Annotated in this window: 22 protein-coding genes and 1 pseudogene; 14 read left to right on the plus strand and 9 right to left on the minus strand. The window is 38.8% G+C overall.

The genetic code is table 11. The features are described 5' to 3' along the window. Nucleotides 1–22: 22 nt before the first annotated feature. From mutY to FTV14_RS04755, 9 genes and pseudogenes are all read right to left on the minus strand, one after another. Complete coding sequence (gene mutY / locus FTV14_RS04715) at nt 23–1,051, minus strand: A/G-specific adenine glycosylase (protein ID WP_125279707.1); 1,029 nt, start codon at nt 1,049–1,051, stop codon at nt 23–25. A 166-nt stretch (nt 1,052–1,217) separates the two neighbouring features. After that, the gene (locus tag FTV14_RS04720; protein WP_180053447.1) at nt 1,218–1,577 is read right to left on the minus strand and encodes an HIT family protein; all 360 of its coding nucleotides are present in this window, start codon (nt 1,575–1,577) and stop codon (nt 1,218–1,220) included. Nucleotides 1,578–1,656: 79 nt separating this feature from the next. Then, nucleotides 1,657–2,391: a dienelactone hydrolase family protein gene (locus FTV14_RS04725; RefSeq protein ID WP_180053448.1), complete on the minus strand. Its 735-nt coding sequence runs from the start codon at nt 2,389–2,391 to the stop codon at nt 1,657–1,659. 163 nt (nt 2,392–2,554) lie between these two features. Further along, a complete protein-coding gene (locus tag FTV14_RS04730) occupies nt 2,555–3,244 on the minus strand; it encodes an FKBP-type peptidyl-prolyl cis-trans isomerase (RefSeq protein ID WP_005233205.1) in 690 nt (229 codons plus the stop codon). A 48-nt stretch (nt 3,245–3,292) separates the two neighbouring features. Continuing rightward, a complete protein-coding gene (locus FTV14_RS04735) occupies nt 3,293–3,997 on the minus strand; it encodes an FKBP-type peptidyl-prolyl cis-trans isomerase (protein ID WP_180053449.1) in 705 nt (234 codons plus the stop codon). Nucleotides 3,998–4,192: 195 nt separating this feature from the next. Beyond that, nucleotides 4,193–5,619: pseudogene (locus FTV14_RS04740) on the minus strand (capsule assembly Wzi family protein). Between the two features lie 145 nt (nt 5,620–5,764). Continuing rightward, entirely contained in the window at nt 5,765–7,951 is a 2,187-nt protein-coding gene (locus tag FTV14_RS04745) for a polysaccharide biosynthesis tyrosine autokinase (RefSeq protein WP_180053450.1), read from the minus strand. Nucleotides 7,952–7,968: 17 nt separating this feature from the next. Continuing rightward, entirely contained in the window at nt 7,969–8,397 is a 429-nt protein-coding gene (locus FTV14_RS04750; protein ID WP_180053451.1) for a low molecular weight protein-tyrosine-phosphatase, read from the minus strand. Then, nucleotides 8,397–9,500, minus strand: a complete 1,104-nt coding sequence (locus FTV14_RS04755; RefSeq protein WP_180053452.1) for a polysaccharide biosynthesis/export family protein — start codon at nt 9,498–9,500, stop codon at nt 8,397–8,399. Before FTV14_RS04755 ends, FTV14_RS04750 begins: the two co-directional genes overlap by 1 nt. A gap of 365 nt (nt 9,501–9,865) precedes the next feature. Here FTV14_RS04755 and FTV14_RS04760 point away from each other — a divergent pair, with 365 nt between their 5' ends. From FTV14_RS04760 to galU, 14 genes are all read left to right on the plus strand, one after another. Continuing rightward, the gene (locus FTV14_RS04760; RefSeq protein WP_180053453.1) at nt 9,866–11,152 is read left to right on the plus strand and encodes a lipopolysaccharide biosynthesis protein; all 1,287 of its coding nucleotides are present in this window, start codon (nt 9,866–9,868) and stop codon (nt 11,150–11,152) included. A gap of 66 nt (nt 11,153–11,218) precedes the next feature. Then, the gene (locus FTV14_RS04765; RefSeq protein ID WP_180053454.1) at nt 11,219–12,376 is read left to right on the plus strand and encodes a glycoside hydrolase family 88 protein; all 1,158 of its coding nucleotides are present in this window, start codon (nt 11,219–11,221) and stop codon (nt 12,374–12,376) included. Next, on the plus strand, nt 12,373–13,500 hold the full coding sequence (locus tag FTV14_RS04770) for a polysaccharide pyruvyl transferase family protein (RefSeq protein ID WP_180053455.1): 1,128 nt from the start codon (nt 12,373–12,375) through the stop codon (nt 13,498–13,500). The genes FTV14_RS04765 and FTV14_RS04770 overlap by 4 nt, the downstream gene beginning before the upstream one ends. Before the next feature lie 2 nt (nt 13,501–13,502). Beyond that, nucleotides 13,503–14,435 (plus strand): glycosyltransferase, encoded by a 933-nt coding sequence (locus FTV14_RS04775; RefSeq protein ID WP_180053456.1) that lies wholly within the window; start codon nt 13,503–13,505, stop codon nt 14,433–14,435. Then, on the plus strand, nt 14,432–15,532 hold the full coding sequence (locus FTV14_RS04780; RefSeq protein ID WP_180053457.1) for a glycosyltransferase: 1,101 nt from the start codon (nt 14,432–14,434) through the stop codon (nt 15,530–15,532). The genes FTV14_RS04775 and FTV14_RS04780 overlap by 4 nt, the downstream gene beginning before the upstream one ends. Before the next feature lie 3 nt (nt 15,533–15,535). Next, on the plus strand, nt 15,536–16,636 hold the full coding sequence (locus tag FTV14_RS04785) for an EpsG family protein (protein ID WP_180053458.1): 1,101 nt from the start codon (nt 15,536–15,538) through the stop codon (nt 16,634–16,636). Next, nucleotides 16,629–17,507 (plus strand): glycosyltransferase family 2 protein, encoded by an 879-nt coding sequence (locus FTV14_RS04790; RefSeq protein WP_180053459.1) that lies wholly within the window; start codon nt 16,629–16,631, stop codon nt 17,505–17,507. Before FTV14_RS04785 ends, FTV14_RS04790 begins: the two co-directional genes overlap by 8 nt. A gap of 10 nt (nt 17,508–17,517) precedes the next feature. Then, entirely contained in the window at nt 17,518–18,651 is a 1,134-nt protein-coding gene (locus tag FTV14_RS04795) for a glycosyltransferase family 4 protein (protein WP_180053460.1), read from the plus strand. After that, on the plus strand, nt 18,652–19,251 hold the full coding sequence (locus FTV14_RS04800; protein WP_180053461.1) for a sugar transferase: 600 nt from the start codon (nt 18,652–18,654) through the stop codon (nt 19,249–19,251). Continuing rightward, the gene (locus FTV14_RS04805; protein ID WP_180053462.1) at nt 19,252–20,217 is read left to right on the plus strand and encodes an ATP-grasp domain-containing protein; all 966 of its coding nucleotides are present in this window, start codon (nt 19,252–19,254) and stop codon (nt 20,215–20,217) included. Further along, nucleotides 20,201–20,866 carry an HAD family hydrolase gene (locus FTV14_RS04810; RefSeq protein ID WP_180053463.1) on the plus strand — a complete coding sequence of 222 codons (666 nt, stop codon included), beginning with the start codon at nt 20,201–20,203 and terminating at the stop codon, nt 20,864–20,866. The genes FTV14_RS04805 and FTV14_RS04810 overlap by 17 nt, the downstream gene beginning before the upstream one ends. A gap of 12 nt (nt 20,867–20,878) precedes the next feature. Then, nucleotides 20,879–22,048: a DegT/DnrJ/EryC1/StrS aminotransferase family protein gene (locus FTV14_RS04815; protein ID WP_180053464.1), complete on the plus strand. Its 1,170-nt coding sequence runs from the start codon at nt 20,879–20,881 to the stop codon at nt 22,046–22,048. A gap of 140 nt (nt 22,049–22,188) precedes the next feature. Next, on the plus strand, nt 22,189–24,063 hold the full coding sequence (locus FTV14_RS04820; RefSeq protein ID WP_180053465.1) for a nucleoside-diphosphate sugar epimerase/dehydratase: 1,875 nt from the start codon (nt 22,189–22,191) through the stop codon (nt 24,061–24,063). Between the two features lie 24 nt (nt 24,064–24,087). Then, nucleotides 24,088–24,963, plus strand: coding sequence for a UTP--glucose-1-phosphate uridylyltransferase GalU (gene galU, locus FTV14_RS04825; protein ID WP_104489058.1), 876 nt, complete (start codon nt 24,088–24,090; stop codon nt 24,961–24,963). The last annotated feature ends 12 nt before the right edge of the window (nt 24,964–24,975 follow it).

Genomic DNA, 24,975 nt, shown 5'->3' on the forward strand with positions numbered 1-24,975 from the left:
ATTCTTCTTGTCCCAGACTATGTCATAAATTTACGGTAGAAATCAATTTTTTCATGGCGGTTGGAATACCTGCATTGACTGCAGTTTCCGGGTTCATCCAGAAGCCTTGTAACTCAATCGCCAGATGTTCCTGCTGATCTGCATCGACTGCAAAAACCATGGCTTCAAGCTGCCAGGTAAAATGGGTGAAACTGTGGCTGATCTGGATCTTTTGTACGAGATTTTTCAGACCCAGTTGCTGGCACAGTTGTTCAAATGTATGAGTGTCTTCAATAATTGGCAGACACCAAAGCCCGCCCCAAAGACCACTATTAGGACGTTGCTGCCATAGCCATTCATCACCTGACTGGATCAACAGCACTTGAGCTGCTTTGACAGGTACCGGCTTTTTGGCTTTTTTAAAGGGCAATTCATTTTCCAGACCCTGTTGATGTGCCTTGCAATGTTGCTGCATTGGACAATACAGGCATAAAGGCTTTTTCGGAGTACAGACGGTCGCACCGAGATCCATAATCGCCTGGGTATAGTCATGATTCCGTTCAACCGGGCAAAGCTGTTCAGCAAGCTCCCACAAGGCACGTTCATGAACCGGTTTAGACAGATCATCTTCGATCGCAAAAAATCGTGCCAGCACCCGTTTGACATTACCATCCATGATCACGCCGTACTGACGTAAACCCAAAGACATTAAGGCTCCCGCGGTTGAGCGGCCAATGCCGGGCAGGGCGATCCATTCTTCTAGGCTCGTCGGGAAATGCCCCTGCCTTGCTACAATACCGGCTGCCTTATGCAAATTGCGGGCACGAGCATAATAGCCCAGCCCAGCCCAATAGGGTGCGACTTCATCCCAAGAAGCTGTACCTAAGTCCTGTACTGTCGGAAAACGTTGAATAAACCGCTCAAAATATTGCAGCACGGTTTTGACCTGAGTCTGCTGTAGCATGATTTCAGAGACCCAGACCTTATAGGGATCATCAGCCACTTGCCACGGCAAATCATGACGGCCATGCACATCAAACCATTCTAAAAGGGCATCTGAAAATACAAACATGAAGATAGAGCAAACTGGAAAACGAAGCCTAGTATAACTGAAGAGACCCAGCTAAAAGATGAAAAGTCTGCTAAAACAGCAAGACTGAAAAAGAGTAAAAATGAATAAATGGAAGGGACAAGTGAACACTTCGAAAAGCATTCACTCGGGAAAAAAATTTAAATTCTTATTCTTCAATGCCCCAGCGTGCATCCAGCTTTAATACCTTGCCTTTATAACGTGGGATAATATGAATGTGTAAATGTTCTGATTTTTCCTGAAATACTTCGCCATCATTAAACCCGACATGAAAACCGGAAGGCTGATAGCGTAATTGCAATTCATTACGAGCCTGTTCAAGTAAGGACATCATGCTCTTACGTTCTTTATCTGTGATTTCAAAAAATGACGCCACATGACGTAATGGAGTAACTACATAATGTCCTTTGGACAGGGAGTTGGGTTCAGGTAACACGACAGCAAAATCATTTTTAGCCAGAATATCGTATTCGTCAAAATTACAGTACGGGCAGTTATTTTCAGTCATGATATTGGCTCCTTTCATTGAATTTATTTTTTTCATGTATGACCCAGCTCGATCATGAGCCGGATCAATTTATCTGTTATTAGGCGAGTTGTCGTGCTAGTAATTCATACATGGCAGCCAAACTTTGTTTCTCTGCTTCAGCATTGTAGCCCAGATCGACACCATTGGCCTTGGCGCGCTCATCCGCCAGCGGGTTACTGAATCCATGCTTGGCATTTTCAAATACAATCACATTATGCTCGACCTTAGCCGCCTGCATTTCTTCTTTAAAGCTGGCGACATCATCCAGGCTCACCATACTGTCCTTTTCACCATGTAGGACCAGAATTTCTGCCTGTACCTGGCCTTCTTGTGCAGGTGCTTTAGGAGACAGGTTGGCATGGAAAGTAGCCACAGCTTTTAAAGGTGCATTTGAGCGAGCCAGATCCAGAGCCACTTTACCACCGTAGCAGAAACCAATCGCAGCCAGTTTTTCCGGATTGACTTCATCCTGTGCAGCCAGTGTATCTAGCGCTGCTTTTGCACGATTCACAATGGTGTCCGGATCTTCAAACGTCTGCATCATCCATTGATAGGCTTGATCAGAGTTGGTGGTCACTTTCTTGTCACCATACATATCAATTGCCAGCGCGGCATACCCATGTTCCGCCAGTTCACGGGCACGCTGTTCAGTATAGTCATTGCGGCCCCACCATTCGGGTGCCACGATAACACCGCCTACAGGTGCATCAGTTTCCGGTGCGGCAAAATAACCAATCAAAGTGCTGCCATCCTGCGCAGTATATTGAATTTCGCGGGTCTTGATTGCTGCCATGCTGAAGTCCTCTATTGTTGTTGAATATTTTGATTAAACTATAAAATAGCAAAACTGCTATGAATATACATGAAAAGCTCCAACTAATTCGTTTCTCATCAGTACAAAAAAAGAGAGGCAAATAATTTGCCTCTCTTTTTAACTTTTACAATTAAAGGAATTTTTATTTAATAATTTCCAGTAATTCGATATCAAAAATCAGGGTACTATTTGGTTCAATGATATCTCCCGAACCAATCTGTCCATAGGCCAGATCAGCGGGGATAAAGAAGCGGTATTTAGCACCGACTTTCATGAGCTGTAAGCCTTCTGTCCAGCCAGTAATCACTTGGGTGGTACGGAAATCGACTGGCTGCTGGCGGGCAATCGAACTGTCAAAAACGGTACCATCAATCAGGCGACCTTCATAATGCACACGGACATTACTGTTAGCACTTGGTGATTTCCCTTTACCTTCTTTCAGTACCAGGTATTGCAGACCAGATTTGGTAGTTTTAACGCCTGGCTTTTTCGCATTTTCCTGCAAGAATGCTTTGCCAGCTTTGGCATTTTCTTCAGCTTTCTGTTTCAGCACAATCAGTTCTTTGGCATCACTTTGACGTTTATACTGAGTCAGCACTTGGGTCATTTCTTCATCGCTTAAACTGGATTTTTGTCCAGCAGCGGCTGTCTTTAAGCCCTGGCTAAATGCATCTAAATCAAGATCCTTTAAAGTGTCTGCATTACTGCGACCCATCAGATAACCAAAGCTGTAACCAATCTTCTCAGCTTCACTACTTGTATTATTGATCTCTTTAGCAAAAAGGCTGCCTGAACTGAGCAGCAAAACCATTAAACTGATTTGTATTTTCATTATCAATTCTCAAAAATAAAGGAGAGCTGGTCGCTCTCCCTATTTGTATTATTTTACTTCGATTAATTCCACATCAAAAATCAAAGTGCTATGCGGAGGAATCGTACCAGGGACACCCTGTTCACCATAACCCAGATTTGACGGAATATATAGAGTTGCCTTACCACCTTCTTTCATCAACTGTAAACCTTCAGTCCAGCCTGGAATGACCTGATTTAGTGGGAATTCGATTGGTTCACCACGTTCTACTGAGCTGTCAAATACCGTACCGTCAACCAGCTTGCCAGTATAGTGAACTTTGACCATAGAATCTGCAGCAGGTGATTTTCCAGTACCTTCTTTGGTTACCAGGTATTGCAGGCCTGAAGCAGTGGTCTTGACGCCAGGTTTTTTCCCATTTTCAGTCAGGAAAGAATCACTTGAAGCTTGGGCCTTTTTAGCATCATCAAGCTGCTTTTGCTGCATATCCTTCTGGAACTGCTCATAAGCTGCCTGTAGTTCTTCTTCATTATAGGCTCCCTCATTACGGGCATGGCCATCACGAACACCGGTAATGAAGCTGTTGATATCCAGCTCTGGTGGAGTTTGATGTGCGACTTCATAACCGAGAGCATAGCTGATCTTAGAAACTGCAGATGCATCTTTAGATGCCTTAGAACTTTGATTTACCGGATGTTGAGTTGCATAGTAAACAGGAACGAGCGCAGCACCGCCTAGAAGAACAGCGACAGCAATCGGTAAGGCCTTACTCATGTATTATTCCAATATGATGTTATCGTTAATGTTCGTTCCATCTTAGCAGAAATTTTTAAGAAATCTTGCAGAATGGGTGGTTTTTTAGCAAGCAAACATCGCCGTTTGGTAGAGTTTTATTTTAGCTTTTAATCATTGTTCGAGAATGTCTAGCAACAATGATTGTCACAACTAAAAGTATCTTTTGCAAAGAACTTAGTAGGAAAATAAGCCTTTTTCTAAAGGAAATTCAATTCCAATCGATGCACCGCCATCATTACCATATAGGTCTGAATTACTGATCCAGCCATTTAATTTTAGTGGAATATCGGGACGTAGATAATGGGTCCAGCTCACATCAACAGCTTTTAAATTATCTTGCGCTGGAAAAGCTAAATTAGTAGTTCGGGTGGATTCATTCAACTTGGCAAACAGTACTCGTGCATTAACACGATTCAGGCGATCGAAACGAATATCACCACCCACAGAAATCATTTGACCATCACCACCCATCGCATGCGCTAATGGGTAACCATGCTGGTAAAAACCATCGGTATATACACTGTGATTATAAGAAATACCTTGGGCTTTGCCATTAGTACGGGTGTCTGCCCATTCGGTATATAGCTGAAAAGGCATATTATTATAGCTAGAGGAATAATCGACTCCAGCCAAATACATTTTTTTGGCCGGTAAGCCGCCGGCTTCATCTTCACCAACATATTGTGCATACATTCCCATTGGGACTTGTAGCAATGGTTGTAGATTTAAGCGTGCATCAAAACCCGCAATTTGATTTGATGGATCAGGTTCACCTGTGCCGCCATTGTCTTTATTCCCGACAAAAGCATCCCAAATTGAACTCAGGCTTTCAGGTCGTCCTTCTCCCCCCATTGAATAGCTCGCGAAGCACCCAGTTCCAAATAAGGCAAAGGTAAACCAATCAACTTAGCATCAGGTACAGCATCGTAGTCATCTAGTTGTCCGGCAAAGGCTTGATATTGCCATGGCCCAATCCAGGATAGCCATTTGCTGCTAAAAGCAGTCTGTTCTGCCCGCTGCGCAGTAATGCCATAGACTGGGCGGCTGGCATCGCCACGAATCAGACTCCCCTCATGACCTGGTCCCCAATACGTTGGAATCTGGCCGGCAATCAGCCACTGATTCCAGAGTTTCCCGGCAATATAAGAGCCTTCAACATTCACATCCTGATCATGATCAATCTGCGGGTCTTTTTCGGCATTCACCCGCAATCGGGCATCCCATTGGCTACCGCCAGCATTCAGTTCCAGACCAGCCTGATATTGTGATTTTTCCTGATCGCCAAAGGCTTGAGGCAGATACTTATGATCAGTTTCTGCAAACAGCGTAGCTTTCAGAAGCTGATTATCGGCATTTAAATGGGTGAGGACAACATCCACCACTTTTTGCTGGACAGAATTACTGATTTTCGCCTGAGACAGGGCGCGCTGAATTTCATCACCACTCATGGGCCAGGTGGAGGTACTGATCTGAATCACCCCTTGCTGATTCAGCCAATTCAGGTCGGTACGCAGGTTCTGGTCATTCAGCACAATCCCTTGGGCAAAGGTCAGGGATGAGCTGAGGGCAAGGGTCGCAAGCAATATTTTTGATAGACGCATTTTTGATTCTCAGGAGTTTTTTGCTCTCCACACCATAGGCGGACGAGTTTATTTTTTCAATGCAAACTGTTGAGTAGAGTTGTAATCCGGGAAGATTAAAAATCCCGCCGTAGCGAGATTTTTAAAGCAATCGGTCACTGTAAAATTAGTCATTATCCTTATTGGCTTTATAGGCATAGGAATAGTTATAGCCATAACCATAGCCTGCACTAGAGCGCTGAATATCATTCAGGATAATACCATTGACTTTCACACCTGCCTGTTCAAAACGGTTGAGGGTCAATTCCAGCTCTTTCATTTGTGTCTTGGCATAACGTGCAATCACCAGATTCACCCCGGCATGCTGGGAAATAATAATCCCGTCTGTGACTGCCAGAATTGGTGGAGTATCAATCAGAATATGATCGTACTGTTCTGACAGCTGATTCAACATGGCGCTAAACTGGTTAGTACTCAGCAGTTCAGACGGGTTGGCCGGGCTCTTACCACGCGCAATCACATCCAGACCGGATACTTCAGTAGCTTTAATGACTTGGCTTAACTCGGTTTGACCATTTAAGTAGTCTGCCAGACCCGGTTGGTTTGCATGATTAAAGTACTTATGTAAATAACCGCGGCGCAAGTCAGCATCAATAATCAGTACCCGTTTCTGGCTTTGCGCCAGAATAGTGGCCAGATTAGTTGAAATAAAGGATTTACCGACTTCCGGTGCAGGACCAGAAACCATAATAATATTGTTCTTGGCACTGCTTAAGGCAAAATGAATGGCAGTACGCATGCTGCGTAGGCTTTCAATCGCAATATCATCGCTATGCTTGACGGCCAGAATTGGAATATTCTTTTTCTTCTTCAGCAGTTTAATCCGGCTTTCCTGTACAGGCGAACGCGGTACAGTGGCATACACCGGCAAGTCCAGTTCATTTTCAATTTGGGTAGAATCCTTAACACCACTACGCAGCATATTACGTAATAAGGCCAGCAGTGTGCCGAGGAAACCACCCAAGAAAATCGACAGAATCAGGATCTGTAATTTCTTTGGCTTAATCGGTTCAATCGGTTCTACCGCGGTATCGACAATACGTACATTACCAATTTCACCGGCTTTGGCAATACGTAACTGCTGATAAGAATTAAGCAGGCCGGTATATAGCTGCTGTTTCACTTCCACTTCGCGGAACAGTTGCAGATATTGACGTTGCAATTCTGGTAAGCGTCTTAATGTTCCATCTAGCTCATTAATCTTTTTATTAATGGCCGATAATTGCGCATTCATTTGCTGCATGATTGGGTGTTCGGCCGTATATTTGGCTGAGGCTTCAGCCACTTTTTGTTCCAGCTCGGCCTTTTGGGTTTCCAGGGTCACGCTTTGGGTCAGATACAGCTCTGATTCCTTGGTGACATCGACCGTATTATACTGCTGGCGGAAACGGTTAAATTCACGTTCAGCGACATCGAGTTGCTGTTTGAGTTCAGGCAGCTGATCTTCCAGGAATTTTAAGGTTTGTGCGGTTTCAGCCGAGCGACGTTCAATATTCTGTTGACTATAGGCCGCTAAAATGGCATTGAGCACCTGGGTAATATGCTGCTTGTCGGTACCCTGGTAGTTGAGGCCCAGCACACCGGTCATTTTGCCTTTTTCGGCCACCGAATAGTCCGCGAGCAAGCTACGAACGGCTGCAGGCAGGCTTTGCTTTTGGATCAGGTAAGTGCTATCAAAGCTGTCCTGACTATAAATACCGACTTTCCATAGGCCATACTCAGACTGTAACTGGCTGGTCTGGTTCAGTGGCGCAGAAAAGACCACTTGTTCAGTTTCTTCATCGGTTAAACTAAATTTACCCTGTGAGAAACGAAGCAGCAGACTTTTATCACGATAGTAATCTGGAATATCAAAGCTGCGTACATCAAAACTTTTCTGGTTGTCTTTAAACAGCACCGATTTGCCTGAATATTCACTGTCATACTCGTGCTTATTCAGTAAGCGGCTCCAGAAACTGTCTTCTGTACCATGAATGCGAATATTTAAATTCAGGCGATCAATAACGGTACCGAGCACCAAGCGCGATTTTAAAATCTCAATTTCGGCCTGAGCCGGTGATTTCTGCTCAATCATATCGGACAAATCGCCCAATAAGGCGGCAGATGCCCCTTTATTTTCTTCGACCTGAACCAGTGCATCGACCTGATAGGTGTCTGGTGTGGTTCTTAAATAAAGTAAGGCACAGACCAAACTTAAAATGACACAGAGAGCAATCAGTTTCCACTGGGCAATTAAGGAGAAAAACAATTCCTTCAGGTCAATGGTATCTTCTGTATTGGTATTTTGGCTCATAGTCTTTTGTTCGAAAGTTAAATATATTTTTTCCAGTCTGCAATGCAGGCTTGAATCAGCTGGCAGGTTTCATCAAATACTGCCTGATCATGCTGATAAGGATCGGCCACATTTTTACTTTGCCAGTGCCCCAGCCTAAAGGTTTTACCTTTGGCAAAGGGCCAAGTCTGTTCCACATGTTTTTGCTGGTTCTGACTCATCACTAAAATCAGGTCGGCTTTCTTGACCAACTCGGCATTCAGCTTTCGGGCCACATGCGGGCTCATATCAATCCCTAAACGTTGCATGCACAGGCTGGCCTTATCATCGGCTGCATGACCGACCAGTCCGGAAATACCGGCAGATTCAATCTGTAAATGCGGAAATTCGTGTTTTAAAAAGTATTCCGCCATCGGGCTACGGCAAATATTACCAATACAGACCACTAGAATATTGTTAATTTTCATTATTTACCTAAATTATCTAGTTGATAAACGACACTAGAGAAAGGAATAAGCTGATTCACCACACGTTGCCAGCGCGCAAGGCCAGATGCATCGACATAGACAATATCATTACTGCGCATTTTAAACTGATTGGCCAGACCAAAGTCGGCAATACTGGTTAAGTCCAGATGATAGACTTCGGTTTGTGCACCACTTGGCTGACTGCGTAACACATAGATTTTACTACGGCTGGCCGACAATGGATTTAAGCCCAGACTTTCACCAAGTACATCACTCAGACTCATGCCCTGATCTCGAAGCGGTAAAGACTGGTTTTTACCCGATTCCCCCATCACATAGATTTTCTGGTTTTCGCGGCTGTTTACATACAGGGTGTCATTCGGTTGAATCAGCAGATTATGTAAAGAAAAACCGGCTTGTTCCAGTTCAATACTGTTTAAATGATAGGTCTGCCCCTGACGCACCAAGGTAATAGAAGCATTATTGCCTTGCTGGGCATTGACCCCACCCGCCAGACCTAAAGCGGTATAGACACTGGTCGGCTGGTCACTTAAATAGAACTGGCCGCCTTTCATTACATTGCCCTGTACCGAGTAACGCTGCCCTTGATAAGACAGAACCCGTGCTACTACATCAGGCGTTTTTAAATAACGCGATAACTGACTGCGCAGCTCACGGTTTACCTGACTTAAAGATTTACCGGCAGCTTTATAGCGACCAATAATCGGGAATTGAATATAACCACTTTGGTCAATTTGATAACCATTCGCGCGTGCAGACTCATCACTACTCACACTCGTGGAAGCAGGTGTGATTTCAGGATAAGCCCATAAATAGATCGACAGGATGTCGCCTGGGCTGAGGTTATAGTTACGGTGTGGCTGGGTAAACAGGTGAGCATAATCTTGCTGAATATTTTGTACTGCCGGTTGCAAACCGAGTACAGTATCTTGAGTGAGCCGGACCACATTCACCGAAGTCCCCAAGTCTGTTTGATAGACACCCTCAGAAGGTAAGTCATAGGTCTGTAAGCCGGAGGTGACCGCACACCCGCTTGCTGTCACCAGAAAAGACAGTAGAATTATAGATTTAAATTGTCTCACACGTATTCCCGTTCTCGATTTTTCTAAAATCATAAAAATAAAAAATAGTTTACCGAAGTTATTTTAAGGGTATATAACAAATTGTAAGTAGATTGCGAAAGTATACGCAAGCACAGGCATAAAAATGAGGCAAAAAGTATCTAAATTGTGAGACAGAGCAAAATTAAACAAAGATCATTTGCAAAAAACTGATACAAAAGGAAGCATTTTAGTTTTTTTGGCTAAAAATCATAACAGAAAGTTCATATTTTTCTGATAGTATTCCCGCCGAAAGGTTTAAGCTTCGTAAGTCCAGTATGAGTATAAGGATGGGAATAAGATGTTAATTCAAAAGCTATTGTCTATTATCATAGAATAACTCATCCATGTCCTATTTTTTGCGTAATCATATAAAGACCTTTAGACAAAGTAAATTTGTAAGAAATGTGTTTGCAGTCGCAACAGGGATTGCAGCTGCACAAGCAATTTCATTGGCATTCATGCCATTTCTGACACGATTATATGGTCCTGAGGCTTTTGGTGCATTGGCAGCATTTACCGCTATTCTTAACATCATTACGCCATTAGCAACTTTAGGCTACGCTAATGCTATCGTCATGCCAAAAACGCAGGAAGGAGCAAATGCTGTAGCTCGTTTGTCTTTAGTTTCCGCAGTAATAGCCTCATCTGTAGCTTTAATTGTTATTTATGCCTTTCAAGAACAGCTGGCTAGTTTGGCTGGTCTATCGTCTGAACCAAACTTACTTTATTTAATTCCAACTTCGTTAGTGCTTGTAGCATTGCTATCTGTCGCTAATCAAGCGGCTATACGGGAAGGTTTATTTAAGGCGAAATCAAGTTCGTATGTTGCCAGTACTTTCATCATGAATCTTGGGAAACTGGGCGCAGGGTATATTTCCGCTAGTGGGATTACGTTAATTGTATTATCAATTTTTGCTAACCTGATTAATTACATTATATTGATGGCCCGAGTTCCAAAAGTTGGTTCATTTGATTTTCGTCAGTGGTTTGGTATAACTGGTATACGAAAAGCAGCTTTTGAGCATAAAGATTTTGCAATTTATCGTATGCCACAGAGTGTAATAAGAGCTGCTTCAATGGGCTTGCCAGTAATAATGCTTACTACCTTATTTGGAGTAAGTTCCGCTGGGCAATACTCTATTCTTTTGGTAATTTTAGCAGCTCCTGTTGTGCTTTTAGGAGATTCTGTTGGAGAGGTTTTTTATCCTAAGATTACTCGTGCCATTGTTGATAAAACAGGGAATACTTTTTCTTTAATAATTCGATCGATTTTTGCTCTACTTCTTGTGGCATCAATACCTTTTGGTTTTATAATAATTTTTGGCGAATCTTTTTTACCTTGGTTATTGGGAGCTGAATGGCAGTTGGCAGGAAAATTTTCTCCATGGATTGCATTATGGATGATCGCAATGCTAGTTGTTAGACCAGCCGTTGCTGCAATGCCAGCATTAAAAATTCAATCTCTTTTATTATTTTATGAAATTATAGTCACTATAACCCGTATTGGAGCATTATATATTGGCTATTTAAATAAAAGTGAACTTATATCAATTGTATTATTTTCATTGGTAAATGTTTTAGGTTATATGGGACTATTAGTAGTTATTTTATTTAGAGCTAAAAGGGAATAAATTTTCAAAATAAGAATGCTTCCCATTTAGGGTTAATTATTTAGAAACTTAAGAGAAGGTAATAAATTGATTTATATAACTTTACTTGCAATTATTTTCTTCCAGCTGTTTTTGATTGCATATCCCTTGATTAAAAGAAAATTTGGTCAACATATAAAACTTCTAGATATAGAGGATGTTAATATAGTTAAGGAGAAAGTATTACAACAAGCTTATCAAATGCTTACTTCAAAAAGTATAAATATGTCTTTTAATGATGATGAAGGTCTTTATACATTATTAGCAACTTGGAAAAATAATTTTTTAGGTAAGAAATCGCATCATATTTATACTTATTTTAATTTTCCTTTAGCTTTTCTTCTTTTAGGCTTACTTGATCAATATGAAAGTGCAGATAAAAAAGAGGCTCTAGCAAAAATAGAAAGAAAAGTAATTGATTTAGTAACGAATGAAGGGCAACTTAAATTTAAAGTAGATAAAGTTGATCAAGCAATGTTTGGTCTGGTGTTTTTGCGACTTTATAAAATAACAAATAAAGAGCACTACTTTGAAGCTGCAAAAAATATATATAAATATATCAGTTTATTTAGAAAGGATGATGGAATTTACCTGTACAGGAAAGAACATAATATTTTCTTTATTGATACGGTTGGATTACTTTGTCCTTTCCTAATGCTCTATGCAGAGATTACCTCGGATAAAAGTATAAAAGCAGATGCAGAGCGGCAAGTTCAGTTTGCGCTTCAATATTGTGTAGGACCGAATCAAGGTTTGGCTATCCATGCGTATGATTTAACTCATAATCATCCATTGGGGTCAGTAAATTGGGCTAGAGGTATGGGGTGGTTATTGCTTGGCTTATCTTCGGTCGCAACAAAAAGTTATAATGAGCAATTCAGAAATGTTACAGAGCATTATTTAAAACTTTTAAATAACCTAAAAGAAGATTATGGGTTTTGGGCTCAATTCCTTGGACATACAAATGATAAAACAATAGATTCATCAGGTAGCTTAATGTTTTTATATTCATTTATGAAATGCGATTTAATTAATATTGATGAGTCTCTGATAAAATCCCTGGCTGCTCTTTGTGTTGATGTTAAGGGTAAGGTACAAATGGTTTCAGGTGATACAATTTATATTAACAAGTATTCTAGGGTAAAGAGTGTATCTGAGTTAGGTCAAGGTATATTACTTTCAATTCTTGCGGAGAGTAAAAAGTGAAGGTTGGTGTTTTAACATTGCCATTATGGAATAATTATGGTGGTATTTTGCAAGCATATGCGTTAACTCTTACTCTCAACCGTTTAGGCCATGAGGTAATATTTCTTGATGTCAAGCGTAATAAGTTAAAAAAGTCGCATGCATTTATACAAAGTCTAAGACGATGGTTAAAAAATAAAGTTTTAAATAAGGCTGGTCCTTATTATCCAAATCAAACAGAATTGGAATTTATTTCAAATAAAACAAGAAATTTTGTAGAAAAAAAGATACAGCCTTCAAGTGGCTGGATGCAATTGTCAGAGCTACCAGAATTCTCTCAAGGCCTAGATGGAATTATTGTAGGGAGTGATCAAGTTTGGCGACCAGAATACTGCCCTAATATTGAGTTTTACTTTTTAGGTTTTGCCCCAAAAAGTATTAGAAAAATTAGTTATGCAGCTTCACTGGGTACAGATGATTGGCGCTTTAGTGATCAAAATACGTTAATTGCTAAAAATCTTTTACAAAAATTTAATGCTGTATCGGTAAGAGAAAAAAGTGCGGTTGATTTAATTCGTGACAATATGGAAGTTAGTGCAGTGCAATGCTGCGATCCAACGTTATTACTTGACACTACAGACTATTTGAATATCGCTGATATTGCAAATATGCCATCAGGGGGGGGAGGACTGTTTTGCTATATACTTGATCCTGAAGAATCACGAATGCAGGGTTTAGAGAATATTGGTGCTTCTTTAGGTTATCCAATATTTTATAATATGCCAAAAACTTTTAACAAATATTTTGCCAAAGATCCCGAATCTTATGTATTTCCCAATGTAGAATCTTGGATAGAATGTTTCCAAAAAAGTGATTTTGTGGTTACTGATTCTTTTCATGGTTGTGTGTTTTCTATTATATTTAATAAGCCATTTATAGCTATTGCTAATATTGATAGAGGTTATACGCGATTCGAATCTTTATTAGAAATATATAACTTAAAAGATCGATTATTTAAAAGTATATCTGATATCGATCCCAATATGCTTAAAAAAGAAATTAAATGGGATTCTGTTAATATTACTAAAAATCAGCAAAAACAATATGGAATTGATTTCCTGAAAAAAGCATTAGCAGAGGTTTAGGAATGAAATTAGACTCAAAAATCTCAGTTATTATTCCTGTGTATAATGCCCAAGAGACTATAAAAAAAACGATCCAAAGCATTACTTCCCAATCATACCAAAATTTAGAAATTATTTTGGTAAATGATGGATCTACTGATTCTTCATATGAGATTTGTAGACGGATACAATCAGAAGATAGTCGGATAAAGATTATTGATAAGGAAAATGGTGGAGTTTCATCAGCAAGAAATATGGGGGTAGCTCATGCTACAGGGGAATACATAATTCATGCAGATTCTGATGATATTGTATTACCTAATGCTTATATGAATTTAATTCGAGAAGCAAATAGGAGTAATGCTGCTATTATAGTGGGAGGATATTATTCTGGCCTTGAAAGTAATTATATACAAAAAACTCCTGATATAGAAGTCGAAGATCCAATAATATTTGCAAAAAGAATTCTTGAAAATAAAATTCATGCAGGCTTATGGAATAAATTAGTTAAAAGTAATTTATATAATAATTTTCAATTTAAAGAAGGATTAGATTATAAAGAGGATTTAATTTTTTTTGTAACTCAGCTTATGAGATATAAGCCTAAAATTTCAACTATACGAGAGCCAGTATATTTTTATTATATAAGAGAAAATTCTATTACTAATCAAAATTTTGATAAAAATGTTGAGAAAAACTTTATAGTGATAAAAGAAATTGAGTCTTTGAATTACAGGGAATTAGAAGATTCTTTACAATTCCAGAAAGCCTATGCAAATATAGGTTATATTTTAAATAAAAAAAATAGTAAATATCACTATAATGATTTCTATCCAAATCTTAGTTTCTTAGATTTAAATATTCCTTTAAAATACAAAATATTATTATTTTTTGAGAAAAAGTCGATAAGATTTTTTACTGAAATATATTTAAAATTTAAGGATTTGAAGAAATGATCAGAGTATTACATATAGTCGGAAAAATGGACCGTGCCGGTGCAGAAACCATGCTGATGAATCTATACCGTCATATTGATCGTACACAAGTGCAATTTGACTTTATTACTTTTACCACTGATCAAGGTGATTATGATGAGGAAATTTTATCATTAGGTGGAAATATTTTTCCAATTATTGCAAATAATTCACTCGAGCGCATGTTCAAGTTAACCAATTTTTTAAAGCAACATTCTGAATATCAAATTGTACATGCACATATGTTGCTTAATAATGCCTTCCATCTATTAGCAGCAAAAAAAGCAGGAATTCCACATAGAATTTCGCATTCACATAATACGAGTAATGGTAAATCTGGAACTATAGCTAAATTGTATGAAAAATTTGCTATATATTTGAATAAAAACTTACCAACGAAAAAAATTGCGTGTGGTAAAGAAGCAGCTGAATATTTATTTAATACATCAGAAAATGTTTGGTTATTAAATAATGCAATTGATTTACAATTATATAATGAAATTTCGTTAAGTAATAAAAATTCTTGGAAAGCAGTTAAAAGTAATCTTCAAGGTTTAAAAATCATCCAAGTTGGTAGATTGAACAAAGTTAAAAATCATGATTTTTCTTTAGAAATTGCGAAGAGATTAAAAGAACAAGGAGTTAACTTTACTTTTTTCATCGTAGGTCAAGGTCCTTTGGAAGATTCTATTAAGAAAAATATACAACATTATGGTTTAGAGAAAAATGTTTTCCTATTAGGTGTTAGGTCTGATGTACCTCATCTTATGGCAGGATCTGATGTGATGTTAATGCCATCCTTGCATGAAGGATTTCCTGTTGTTTTGGTGGAAAGCCAAGCAATAGGTTTAAAATCTATAATTTCTTCGAGTATATCAGATGAAGTTGATTTAGGTGTGAACCTTATTGAATTTAAAGATTTAAATAATATTGATGAGTGGATCTTAGAAATTAAGAACTTACAATGTAAGGATATAGATTTTCAAATTAATATAGACTTACTAGCACAGAAAGGTTTTGATATAAATTATAATGCGAATCAGCTTCTTATGACTTATAAAAATATGGAAAGCAGTTGAAAAATGTTAGTCGATAACATCACTTTTTTTTACCTATATAATCTAATTTATTTTTGTACTGCTTGCCTAGTAGTAGTTTCGGCACTATCTGCAGAAATTAAGAAAGACATTTTAGTTCAAAATAAATTAGGAAAATTTCTAGTATTTTTACCTTTAGTAAGTTTAATTTTTCTGGTTGGATTAAGAGGATATAATGTTGGAACTGATACGGGTAATTATTATAATGGACTTTGGTTAGGAGAGCCAGAATTAAACTTTAATAGTGAATTTCTGTTTGACTTATTAGCTATTATATTGAGGAGTTTTGACTTAAGTTACACTTTTTTTCTATTTTTAATTTCATTTTTGTTTTATGTGTTTTTATACGGTGCATTAAAAAAATATACAAAACAATTTGAAGCAAATTTGTTTTTTGCTTTTTTTGTATGTATTTCATTATTCTTTTTTCTAAGTATGAGTATCAATGTAATTAGGCAAGGGGTCTCCTTATCTATTTTATTATTTTCTTATACGTTATGGGCTGAAAGAAAAAGTAATCTTTGGATTTTATTTTTTGTTTTTTTAGCATTAGCTTTTCATTTAACATCTATTATTCCAATTTTAATTTTTATTGTTTCGACTTTCTTTTCTAAATATAAGTATTTTAATTTTTTAGTTTTAATCTATTTTTTTATGATTTTAGTATCTTATTTGAATTATGGGTTTTTAAATATATCTCCTTTATTTCTAGATTTTTTAGGTGAAGATAAGCGCGCAAGCTATTTTACAGATGATGACTACGGCTATCAGGTTGGCTTTAAATCTCAATTTGTGATATTTAATACATTCTTTTTGTTGCTGTCTTTGTATGTAAAAAATAGATTAAAAAATGATTTTTTAGAAAAAAAATATACCCAATTAGTTTGTTATTATATACTCTCAAGCATTATGTTATTTATGGCATTTCAATTGCCATTTTCAGATCGCTGGGGGTTGTTTTCTTGGATTGTTATCCCGTTTTTAGTTATTCCTCTATTTTACTCTCCCTTTGTTAAGGGTAACATTAAGATTCATTACATTTTAATGTTTATTGCTATTTATGTAGGTTTTAATTTTTATGCTTAATGAAGTTAATCATAACCCTGTAATAAGTATAGGTATTCCATTTTATAATGCTGAAAATTACTTAGCATATGCGATTCAATCCGTGCTTAGTCAATCATTTCAAAATTGGGAATTAATTCTTGTTGATGATGGCTCAATAGATAATTCCCTTAAGATTGCTCAGGAATTTGCGCATAAAGATATAAGAATTAGAGTAATTTGTGATGGGAAGAATAGACAACTACCTTATCGTCTTAACCAGTTAATAAAAGAGTCAAAAGGAAAGTTTATTGCTCGTATGGATGCAGATGATATTATGCATCCAGAAAGGCTTGAAAAACAGCTTGATTTTCTAGAAAATAATAAAAATTTTGATTTAGTTTCTTCAGGTTTAATTTCAATAAATAATTTTAATCAAGTAAAAGGTTACAGATGTGTTAGTGATTTATATTCTGACTTTAACGTTCCAAAATTAAGCTATCCAATTGTACATCCCTCTGTAATGGCACGTAAAGCATGGTATTTAAGAAATCAATATTCTGAAAAATATCCTAGAGCAGAAGATTTTGAATTATGGACTAGATCAATAATCAATAATGATTTTAAAATGGCTGTTTTACCTGAATTGCTTTTATTTTATCGTGAAGAAGGTAATCTATCTATTGATAAAATGATCAACTCTTACAAAGATACTTTAAGAATATATTCAGATTATTACGCGACAAATTTTTTAAGTGCTGAAGTTCTAAAGCTATACTTAAAGATATTAATCAGTAAATTTTTTCAATATACAGGAAATTTACAAAAGTTATCTCAACGTAGGAATATGAAATTTAATCATTCTGAATTAGAATTTTACCAAAAAAACCTAAATAAAGTTGTAAAGAAATAGATTTAAATATATGAGTAAAATTGTTTTTATAGGTACTGTTGCCTCAAGCTTCTATGGTTTTCGTGCAGATTTAATTCGTACATTAGTAGAAAGAGGTCATCACGTGTATGCTTTTACTTCTGAATATTCTATTGAAGGTTTAAGAAAAATAGAACAGCTTGGTGCGATCCCCATTACCTATACTTTAAACAGGGGGGGGCTAAACCCCTTGGCAGATATTATCGCAACCTATAAACTTTCAAAAAAAATTAAAGAAATAAGTCCTAATATAGTATTTTCTTATTTTTCTAAACCTGTGATTTTTGGAACTTTAGCTGCAAAATTAGCTAAAGTCCCTTGTATTACCGGTATGCTTGAAGGATTGGGATATACCTTTACGGAACAGCCTGAAGGCTTGAGTAGAAAAACGCAACTTATAAAAAAAATACAGGTCTTTTTATATAAAGTAGCTTTGCCACAACTTGATCAGCTTATTTTTTTAAATCCTGATGATCCAAAAGACTTACTACAACAACATGCGATCAAAGTGAAAAAGGTAGAAGTTCTTGGAGGTATTGGCCTAAATTTAAAAGATTATCCATTCCAGGCTTTGGATAATATTCACTCCCCAATAAAATTTCTATTTATTGGTCGTTTGCTTAAAGAAAAAGGTATACATGAGTTTGTGCAAGCGGCGAAATTAGTAAAAAAAATCTATACTGATGTACAATTTACAGTACTAGGTGCTATAGATCATCATAACCTAGGTGCTTTGAAACAATCTGAATTAGATCTCTTAATTGAATCTAAAATTATTCATTATCCTGGTTATGTGAATAATGTGAAAGATTGGATCGCGGATAGTCATGTTTTTGTATTACCCTCTTATAGAGAAGGTGTGCCACGTAGTACGCAAGAAGCGATGGCAATTGGACGTGCTATTATAACTACGGATGTGCCAGGCTGTAGAGAAACTATAGTAGATGGTGAAAATGGTTTTTTAGTACCGAAATGGAATCCTGAGGCACTGGCTGAGAAAATGATTTATTTTATAGAGCATCCGGAACAGATTTGTATTATGGGTAATGAAAGTCATAAAATAGCAATTGAAAAGTTCGATGCAGAAAAAGTAAATCAAAAATTACTTAAAATATTAGGTATTTAAATGTTAAAACGCCTCCTCGATATTATTATTGCTTCCATTGCTCTCATATTACTGTCACCGCTGTATTTTTATGTGGCACATAAGGTGAAAAAAAATCTGGGCTCACCCGTTTTATTCCGTCAGGTACGCCCCGGTTTACATGGCAAACCTTTTGAAATGATTAAATTTCGTAGTATGAAAGATGCAGTAGATGCGCAAGGCAACCCTTTACCAGACAGTGAGCGATTAACCCCGTTTGGCAAAATGCTGCGTTCTAGCAGTCTAGATGAAATGCCAGAATTATGGAATGTGATTAAAGGCGATATGAGCATTGTCGGGCCACGTCCATTGCTGATGGAATATTTACCTCTTTATAACGAAGAACAAGCCAAGCGTCATCTGGTACGTCCAGGTATGACTGGTCATGCACAAGTGAATGGACGTAATGCCATAAGCTGGGAAGAAAAATTTAAACTTGATACTTGGTATGTCGAAAATCAATCGGTCTGGTTAGATTTTAAAATTATGCTAAAAACGGTGAAAAAAGTGCTCGCCAAAGATGATATTAACGCGGAAAATGATGCAACAATGCCAAAATTTAATGGTAATGAGAAGAAATAAATGAATATTTTAATTACCTCAGCAGGACAAAGAGTTTCATTGGTACGCTCTTTCCAAACAGAACTGAAAAAAAATTTTGAAAATGGTCAGGTTTTTACTACTGATTTAAATCCTATTCTAGCTCCTGCATGTCATGTTTCTGACCAAAGTTTTACAGCACCGCGCGTTACAAGCCCTGAATATATTGATTATTTATTACACCTTTGCTTGAGTAATCAAGTTAAATTAATCGTGCCAACGATTGATACAGAGTTATTAGTTTTAAGTGAAAATATTGCTTATTTTAAGCAACAAGGAATCCATTTATTGGTAAGTGATCCTGAGTTGGTACACCAATGTCGCGACAAACGTCAAATCAATCATTTTTTTGAAGAAAAAGGAATTCATATTCCGCAGCAATATACCTTAGAGAGTTTAACGTTTCCTGTTTTTGTAAAGCCGTATGATGGAAGCTTAAGTAAAGGTATTTTTACAGCATATTGTGCAGAAGATATTAAACCGGAACATCGTGCAGATCCAAAACTTATGTTTATGGAATACATTAAACCAGACGATTATGATGAATTTACCGTTGACTGTTACTACGATAAATCCTCAGAATTAAAATGTGTAGTACCGCGTAAACGTATTTTTGTGCGTGCAGGTGAAGTAAATAAAGGGGTAACAAAAAAGAACTTTATTGTCAGAGAATTTAATCAAAAGTTAAAATATATAGCTGGTGCGCGTGGCTGTTTAACGATTCAGGTATTTATGCATAAAACTGAAGATAAAATTTTAGGGATTGAAATAAACCCACGTTTTGGTGGTGGCTATCCTTTAAGTTATTTAGCAGGTGCTAATTATAGTCAGTGGGTTATTCAAGAATATCTGTTAAATCAGGATATTGAAGAATTTTCAGCATGGTGTGATAATTTACTTATGCTGCGTTATGATGCTGAGGTTTTGGTAAATGACTACCAAGATTAAAGCTTTAGTTTTAGATTTAGATGATACACTTTATGCTGAAATAAGTTATTTGCAATCTGCATACCGCTTCATTGCGGCAAAAATTAGTACTCAGCCACAACAGTTGTACGCGAAAATGTTGGCAGAATATCATGCTGGTGAAAACGTTTTTGAAAATATTTCCAAAAAATATCAACTGGATAAAAAAGAGCTTTTAGATTGGTATCGCTTTCATAAACCGGATATTACCCTATTCCAAGATGTTGCAGAAACATTAACCTATTTTGCTACGGAATATAAATATGCAGTTATTACTGACGGGCGTTCAAAAACTCAACGTAATAAATTACAAGCGTTAGGATTAACAAATCTTTTGAATAGTATAGTAATTTCTGAGGAAATTGGCTCAGAAAAGCCATCTATAGCCAACTATGAGAAAGTGATGAACGAATTACAGTGTAAAGAATATATTTATATAGGCGATAACTTGAAAAAAGATTTTGTAACAGCAAAATTATTAGGCTGGACAACCATCTGCTTGAAAGATCAAGGTCAGAATATTCATAAACAGAATTTTTCAATTGCTGCGGAATATCAAGCAGACCATTGCTTAAATTCTTGGCAAGAAATTAGAAGCTTCTTATCGTTGGATAGAAATAAAACTCATTAGGATTAGTAGTACATGTTAAATACTGCCTTTGAACCATGGCCAAGCTTTACTCAACAGGAAGCAGATGCCGTATCTCAAGTATTGCTCTCGAACAAAGTAAATTACTGGACCGGACAAGAATGCCGTGAGTTTGAAAAAGAATTTGCCCGCTTTGCAGGGACTCAATATGCCGTGGCACTGGCCAATGGTACAGTTGCACTGGATGTGGCCTTAAAAGCTCTGAATATTGGTGCAGGTGATGATGTCATTGTCACCTCGCGGACCTTTTTGGCATCTGCCAGCTCGATTGTGACTGCTGGGGCCAATCCGGTGTTTGCAGATGTAGAACTCGACTCACAAAATATTTCTGCCCGTACCATAGAAGCAGCACTGACTCCAAATACCAAAGCGATTATTTGCGTGCATTTGGCGGGCTGGATGTGTGATATGGACCCGATTATGCAACTGGCGCAGGACAAAGGCCTGTATGTTATTGAAGACTGTGCACAGGCACATGGTGCCATGTACAAAGGCAAGCCTGCCGGATCAATTGGACATATTGGTGCCTGGTCATTCTGTCAGGACAAAATTATGACTACTGGTGGCGAAGGTGGTATGGTCACCACCAATGATGAACAGCTCTGGAAAAAAATGTGGTCGTATAAAGACCATGGTAAAAACTACGACAGCATTTATCACAAACAGCACCCACCAGGGTTTCGCTGGTTACACGACTCTTTTGGCACCAACTGGCGCATGATGGAAATGCAAGCCGTGATTGGTCGACTGCAGTTACAGCGGATGCCAGAATGGACGCAAAAACGCACCGAGTATGCTCAACGTATTTTGAAGGCATTTCAGGACAGTCCTTATTTTAGTGTGCATTATCCGAACAGTGATTATGTCCATGCCAACTATAAGTGCTATGTACAGGTCAATACGGCACAGTTGCCAGAAGGTTGGTCACGTGACCGGATTATGGCGGAAATCAATGCACTGGGCGTGCCTTGCTTTAGTGGTTCCTGTTCAGAAGTGTATTTAGAACATGCATTTGATGGTACACCATGGCGACCTGCACAGCGTCTAGCCAATGCCCAGCAGTTGGGTGAAAGCAGCCTGATGTTCCTGGTGCATCCAACCTTATCGGAAGATAATATTCGCACAACCGAACAGGCAATTGCCCAGGTGATTCAGCGTATATAATTTAATATGCGCTACAATAATGTCATATAAAAAATGCATCAACTGATACATTTTACAAACTGAGTTTAATTTGTAGTTTAATCATTCCAATATTAACAATTGAACTGAGCTGTACTATTCCTATTGAGAAGACACATCAAGTGAAATCCGTCATCCTACCTCTTGTCGAATCCCCCCGAGCTGCCAAATTGGCTTTTCTGGTCATTCTGGATTTCTGTGTATTTCCAGTCCTAATCTGGCTGTGTTATGCCATTCGTCAGTTTGACCTTGGTGCAGAGGTGGTGCCGAATATTCCGTTTGGTTCACTGTGGGTCAGTGCAATTGCGGTTATCCTGCTGTTTGTGTTCGGGGTGTATCGCTTTATTGTACGTACCTACAATGAAGTGTTTATGGTCAAGTTGGGCCTGGCGACCTTTCTGGCGGTGGCGGGACTCTATGCCTTGGCCTATTTAACAGATGCTTTTATTCCAACCTCAATTCCACTGATGTTCGGCTTTATGATGTTCGCCTGGGTGTGGTTTAGCCGAGGAATCATCCGTTTTATTGTCCGTTCTTATGTACAGGCGGGTATCCCAAAAAAACGCATCGCAATTTATGGGGCAGGCAATGCCGGTCAACAGGTCGCTGCAACCTTAAACCGTTCCAATGAACATTTACCGATTTTCTTTATTGATGATAATCCATCTTTAAGTGGACAGAATATTGGCGGTATTGATGTCTATTTGCCGGAAACAGCGCTTAAATGTTTTGCCAAATTGCGGATTGATGAAATTTTAATTGCCTTACCCTCTGTGGGGCGTAGCCGCAAAAGTGAAATCGTTAAATTTCTGGAACCTGCCCATTTAAAAATTACTGAAATTCCGGGTCTGACCAAACTGGTGGATGGTGAAATCCGCGTCTCCGATATTCAGGAAGTCGATATTATTGACTTGCTGGGCCGTGATCCGGTGCCGCCGGTGGCAGAGCTGCTAGAAAAAAATATTAAAGACAAAGTGGTGATGGTCACGGGTGCTGGTGGTTCAATTGGTTCCGAGCTATGCCGTCAGATTATTAAAAACCAGCCGCAGAAACTGGTGATTTATGAGCTGACCGAATTTGCCCTGTACAGTATTGATAAAGAACTACGACTGGCATCCAATGTCGAAATTGTTCCGATTCTGGGTACGGTCTTGGATCAGGCCAAACTGGAACGGATTATTGAACAATACGCAGTGCAAACCGTCTATCATGCGGCGGCGTATAAGCATGTGCCGCTGGTAGAATGTAACCCGATTGCTGGTTTGAAAAATAATGCGATTGGCACCGCCTTTAGCCTGAATGCTGCGGTGAAAAATGGCGTTGAAACCTTTGTGCTGATTTCAACCGACAAAGCGGTGCGTCCGACCAATGTGATGGGCGCATCAAAACGGATGGCTGAGCTGTATTGTCAGGCCATGGCCGAGGCGCAGGATCAGACCCAGATCAGTATTGTGCGTTTTGGTAACGTGCTCGGTTCATCGGGGTCTGTAGTGCCGCTATTTAAACAGCAGATTGCCAAGGGTGGCCCGATTACCGTGACCCATCCGGATGTGACCCGTTTCTTTATGACCATTCCCGAAGCCTCACAGCTGGTGATTCAGGCCGGTGCCTTGGGCCATGGTGGCGATGTGTTCCTGCTGGATATGGGCGAGCCGGTACGGATTCAGGATCTGGCCCGTCAGATGATTGCCCTCAGCGGTCTGAAAGTACGTGAAGCCGACAGTCAGGATGGCGATATTGAAATCCAGTACTCTGGTTTACGTCCTGGTGAAAAACTTTACGAAGAATTACTGATTGATGCTGATAATACCGAAGTGACACAACACAGCCGGATTTTGCGTTCTTATGAAAAAATGTATCCTCTGGATGAGTTATTGCAGGTCTTTGAGCGCTTCAATGATTTAACTGCAGTGCAATCGGATATTGATTGGGCATTAAGCCAGCTGGAGCACTATGTTGATGGCTATCAACGTGGTAAAGAAGTCAAAGTAAATTAAAATATTGAGATTAGGTTAAAGTATATGATTAAGAAGGCGATTTTACCTGTTGCAGGTTTGGGTACCCGTTTTTTACCTGCAAGTAAATCTATTCCCAAAGAAATGGTGACGGTGGTCGATCGTCCAGCGATTGAATATGTGGTGCGTGAAGCGGTTGCTGCCGGTATTGAACAGATTATTCTGGTCACGCATTCTTCCAAAGCGTCAATTGAAAACTACTTTGACCGTAACTTTGAGCTGGAAACCACATTAGAGCAGAAGCAGAAGTGGGATTTGCTAAAAGAAATTACCGAAATTTTACCGCCGCAGGTCAGCGTGGTCAGTGTGCGTCAGCCACAGCCGCTGGGCCTGGGTCATGCGGTACTGTGTGCCAAAGATATTGTCGGTGATGAGGCTTTTGCGGTGTTACTGCCAGATGTGCTGGTCAAAGATCAGGCAGAAAAAAACGATCTGGCTTTGATGATTGAACGTTTTAATGCCACACAAGCAGCGCAGATTATGGTCGAGGCTGTGCCGGAGCATCTGGTCGATCAATATGGCATTGTGGATGTTGCCGCTGCCCCTGCCGAGGGCCAGAGTGCGGCAATGCAGGGTATTGTCGAGAAACCGGCGGTCGGTACCGCACCTTCTAATCTTTCCGTGATCGGGCGTTATGTATTACCGGCCAAAATTATGCAGCTGTTGGCCACCACACCGAAAGGGGCCGGGAATGAAATCCAGCTGACCGATGCCATTGCCGCATTACAGCAGCTGGAAACCGTCGAAGCTTACAGGATGAAAGGCCAGACCTTTGATTGTGGCAGCAAACTTGGCTATTTAAAGGCAGTCTTGCACTACGGGGTGGATCACCCAAGTTTAGGTGCAGCATTTAAACAGTTGATTCAAGAACTAAAAGACTAATACGGGGCAGAG

Source organism: Acinetobacter sp. YH12236 (assembly GCF_013417645.1).
In the GTDB taxonomy this organism is placed as follows: Bacteria; Pseudomonadota; Gammaproteobacteria; order Pseudomonadales; family Moraxellaceae; genus Acinetobacter.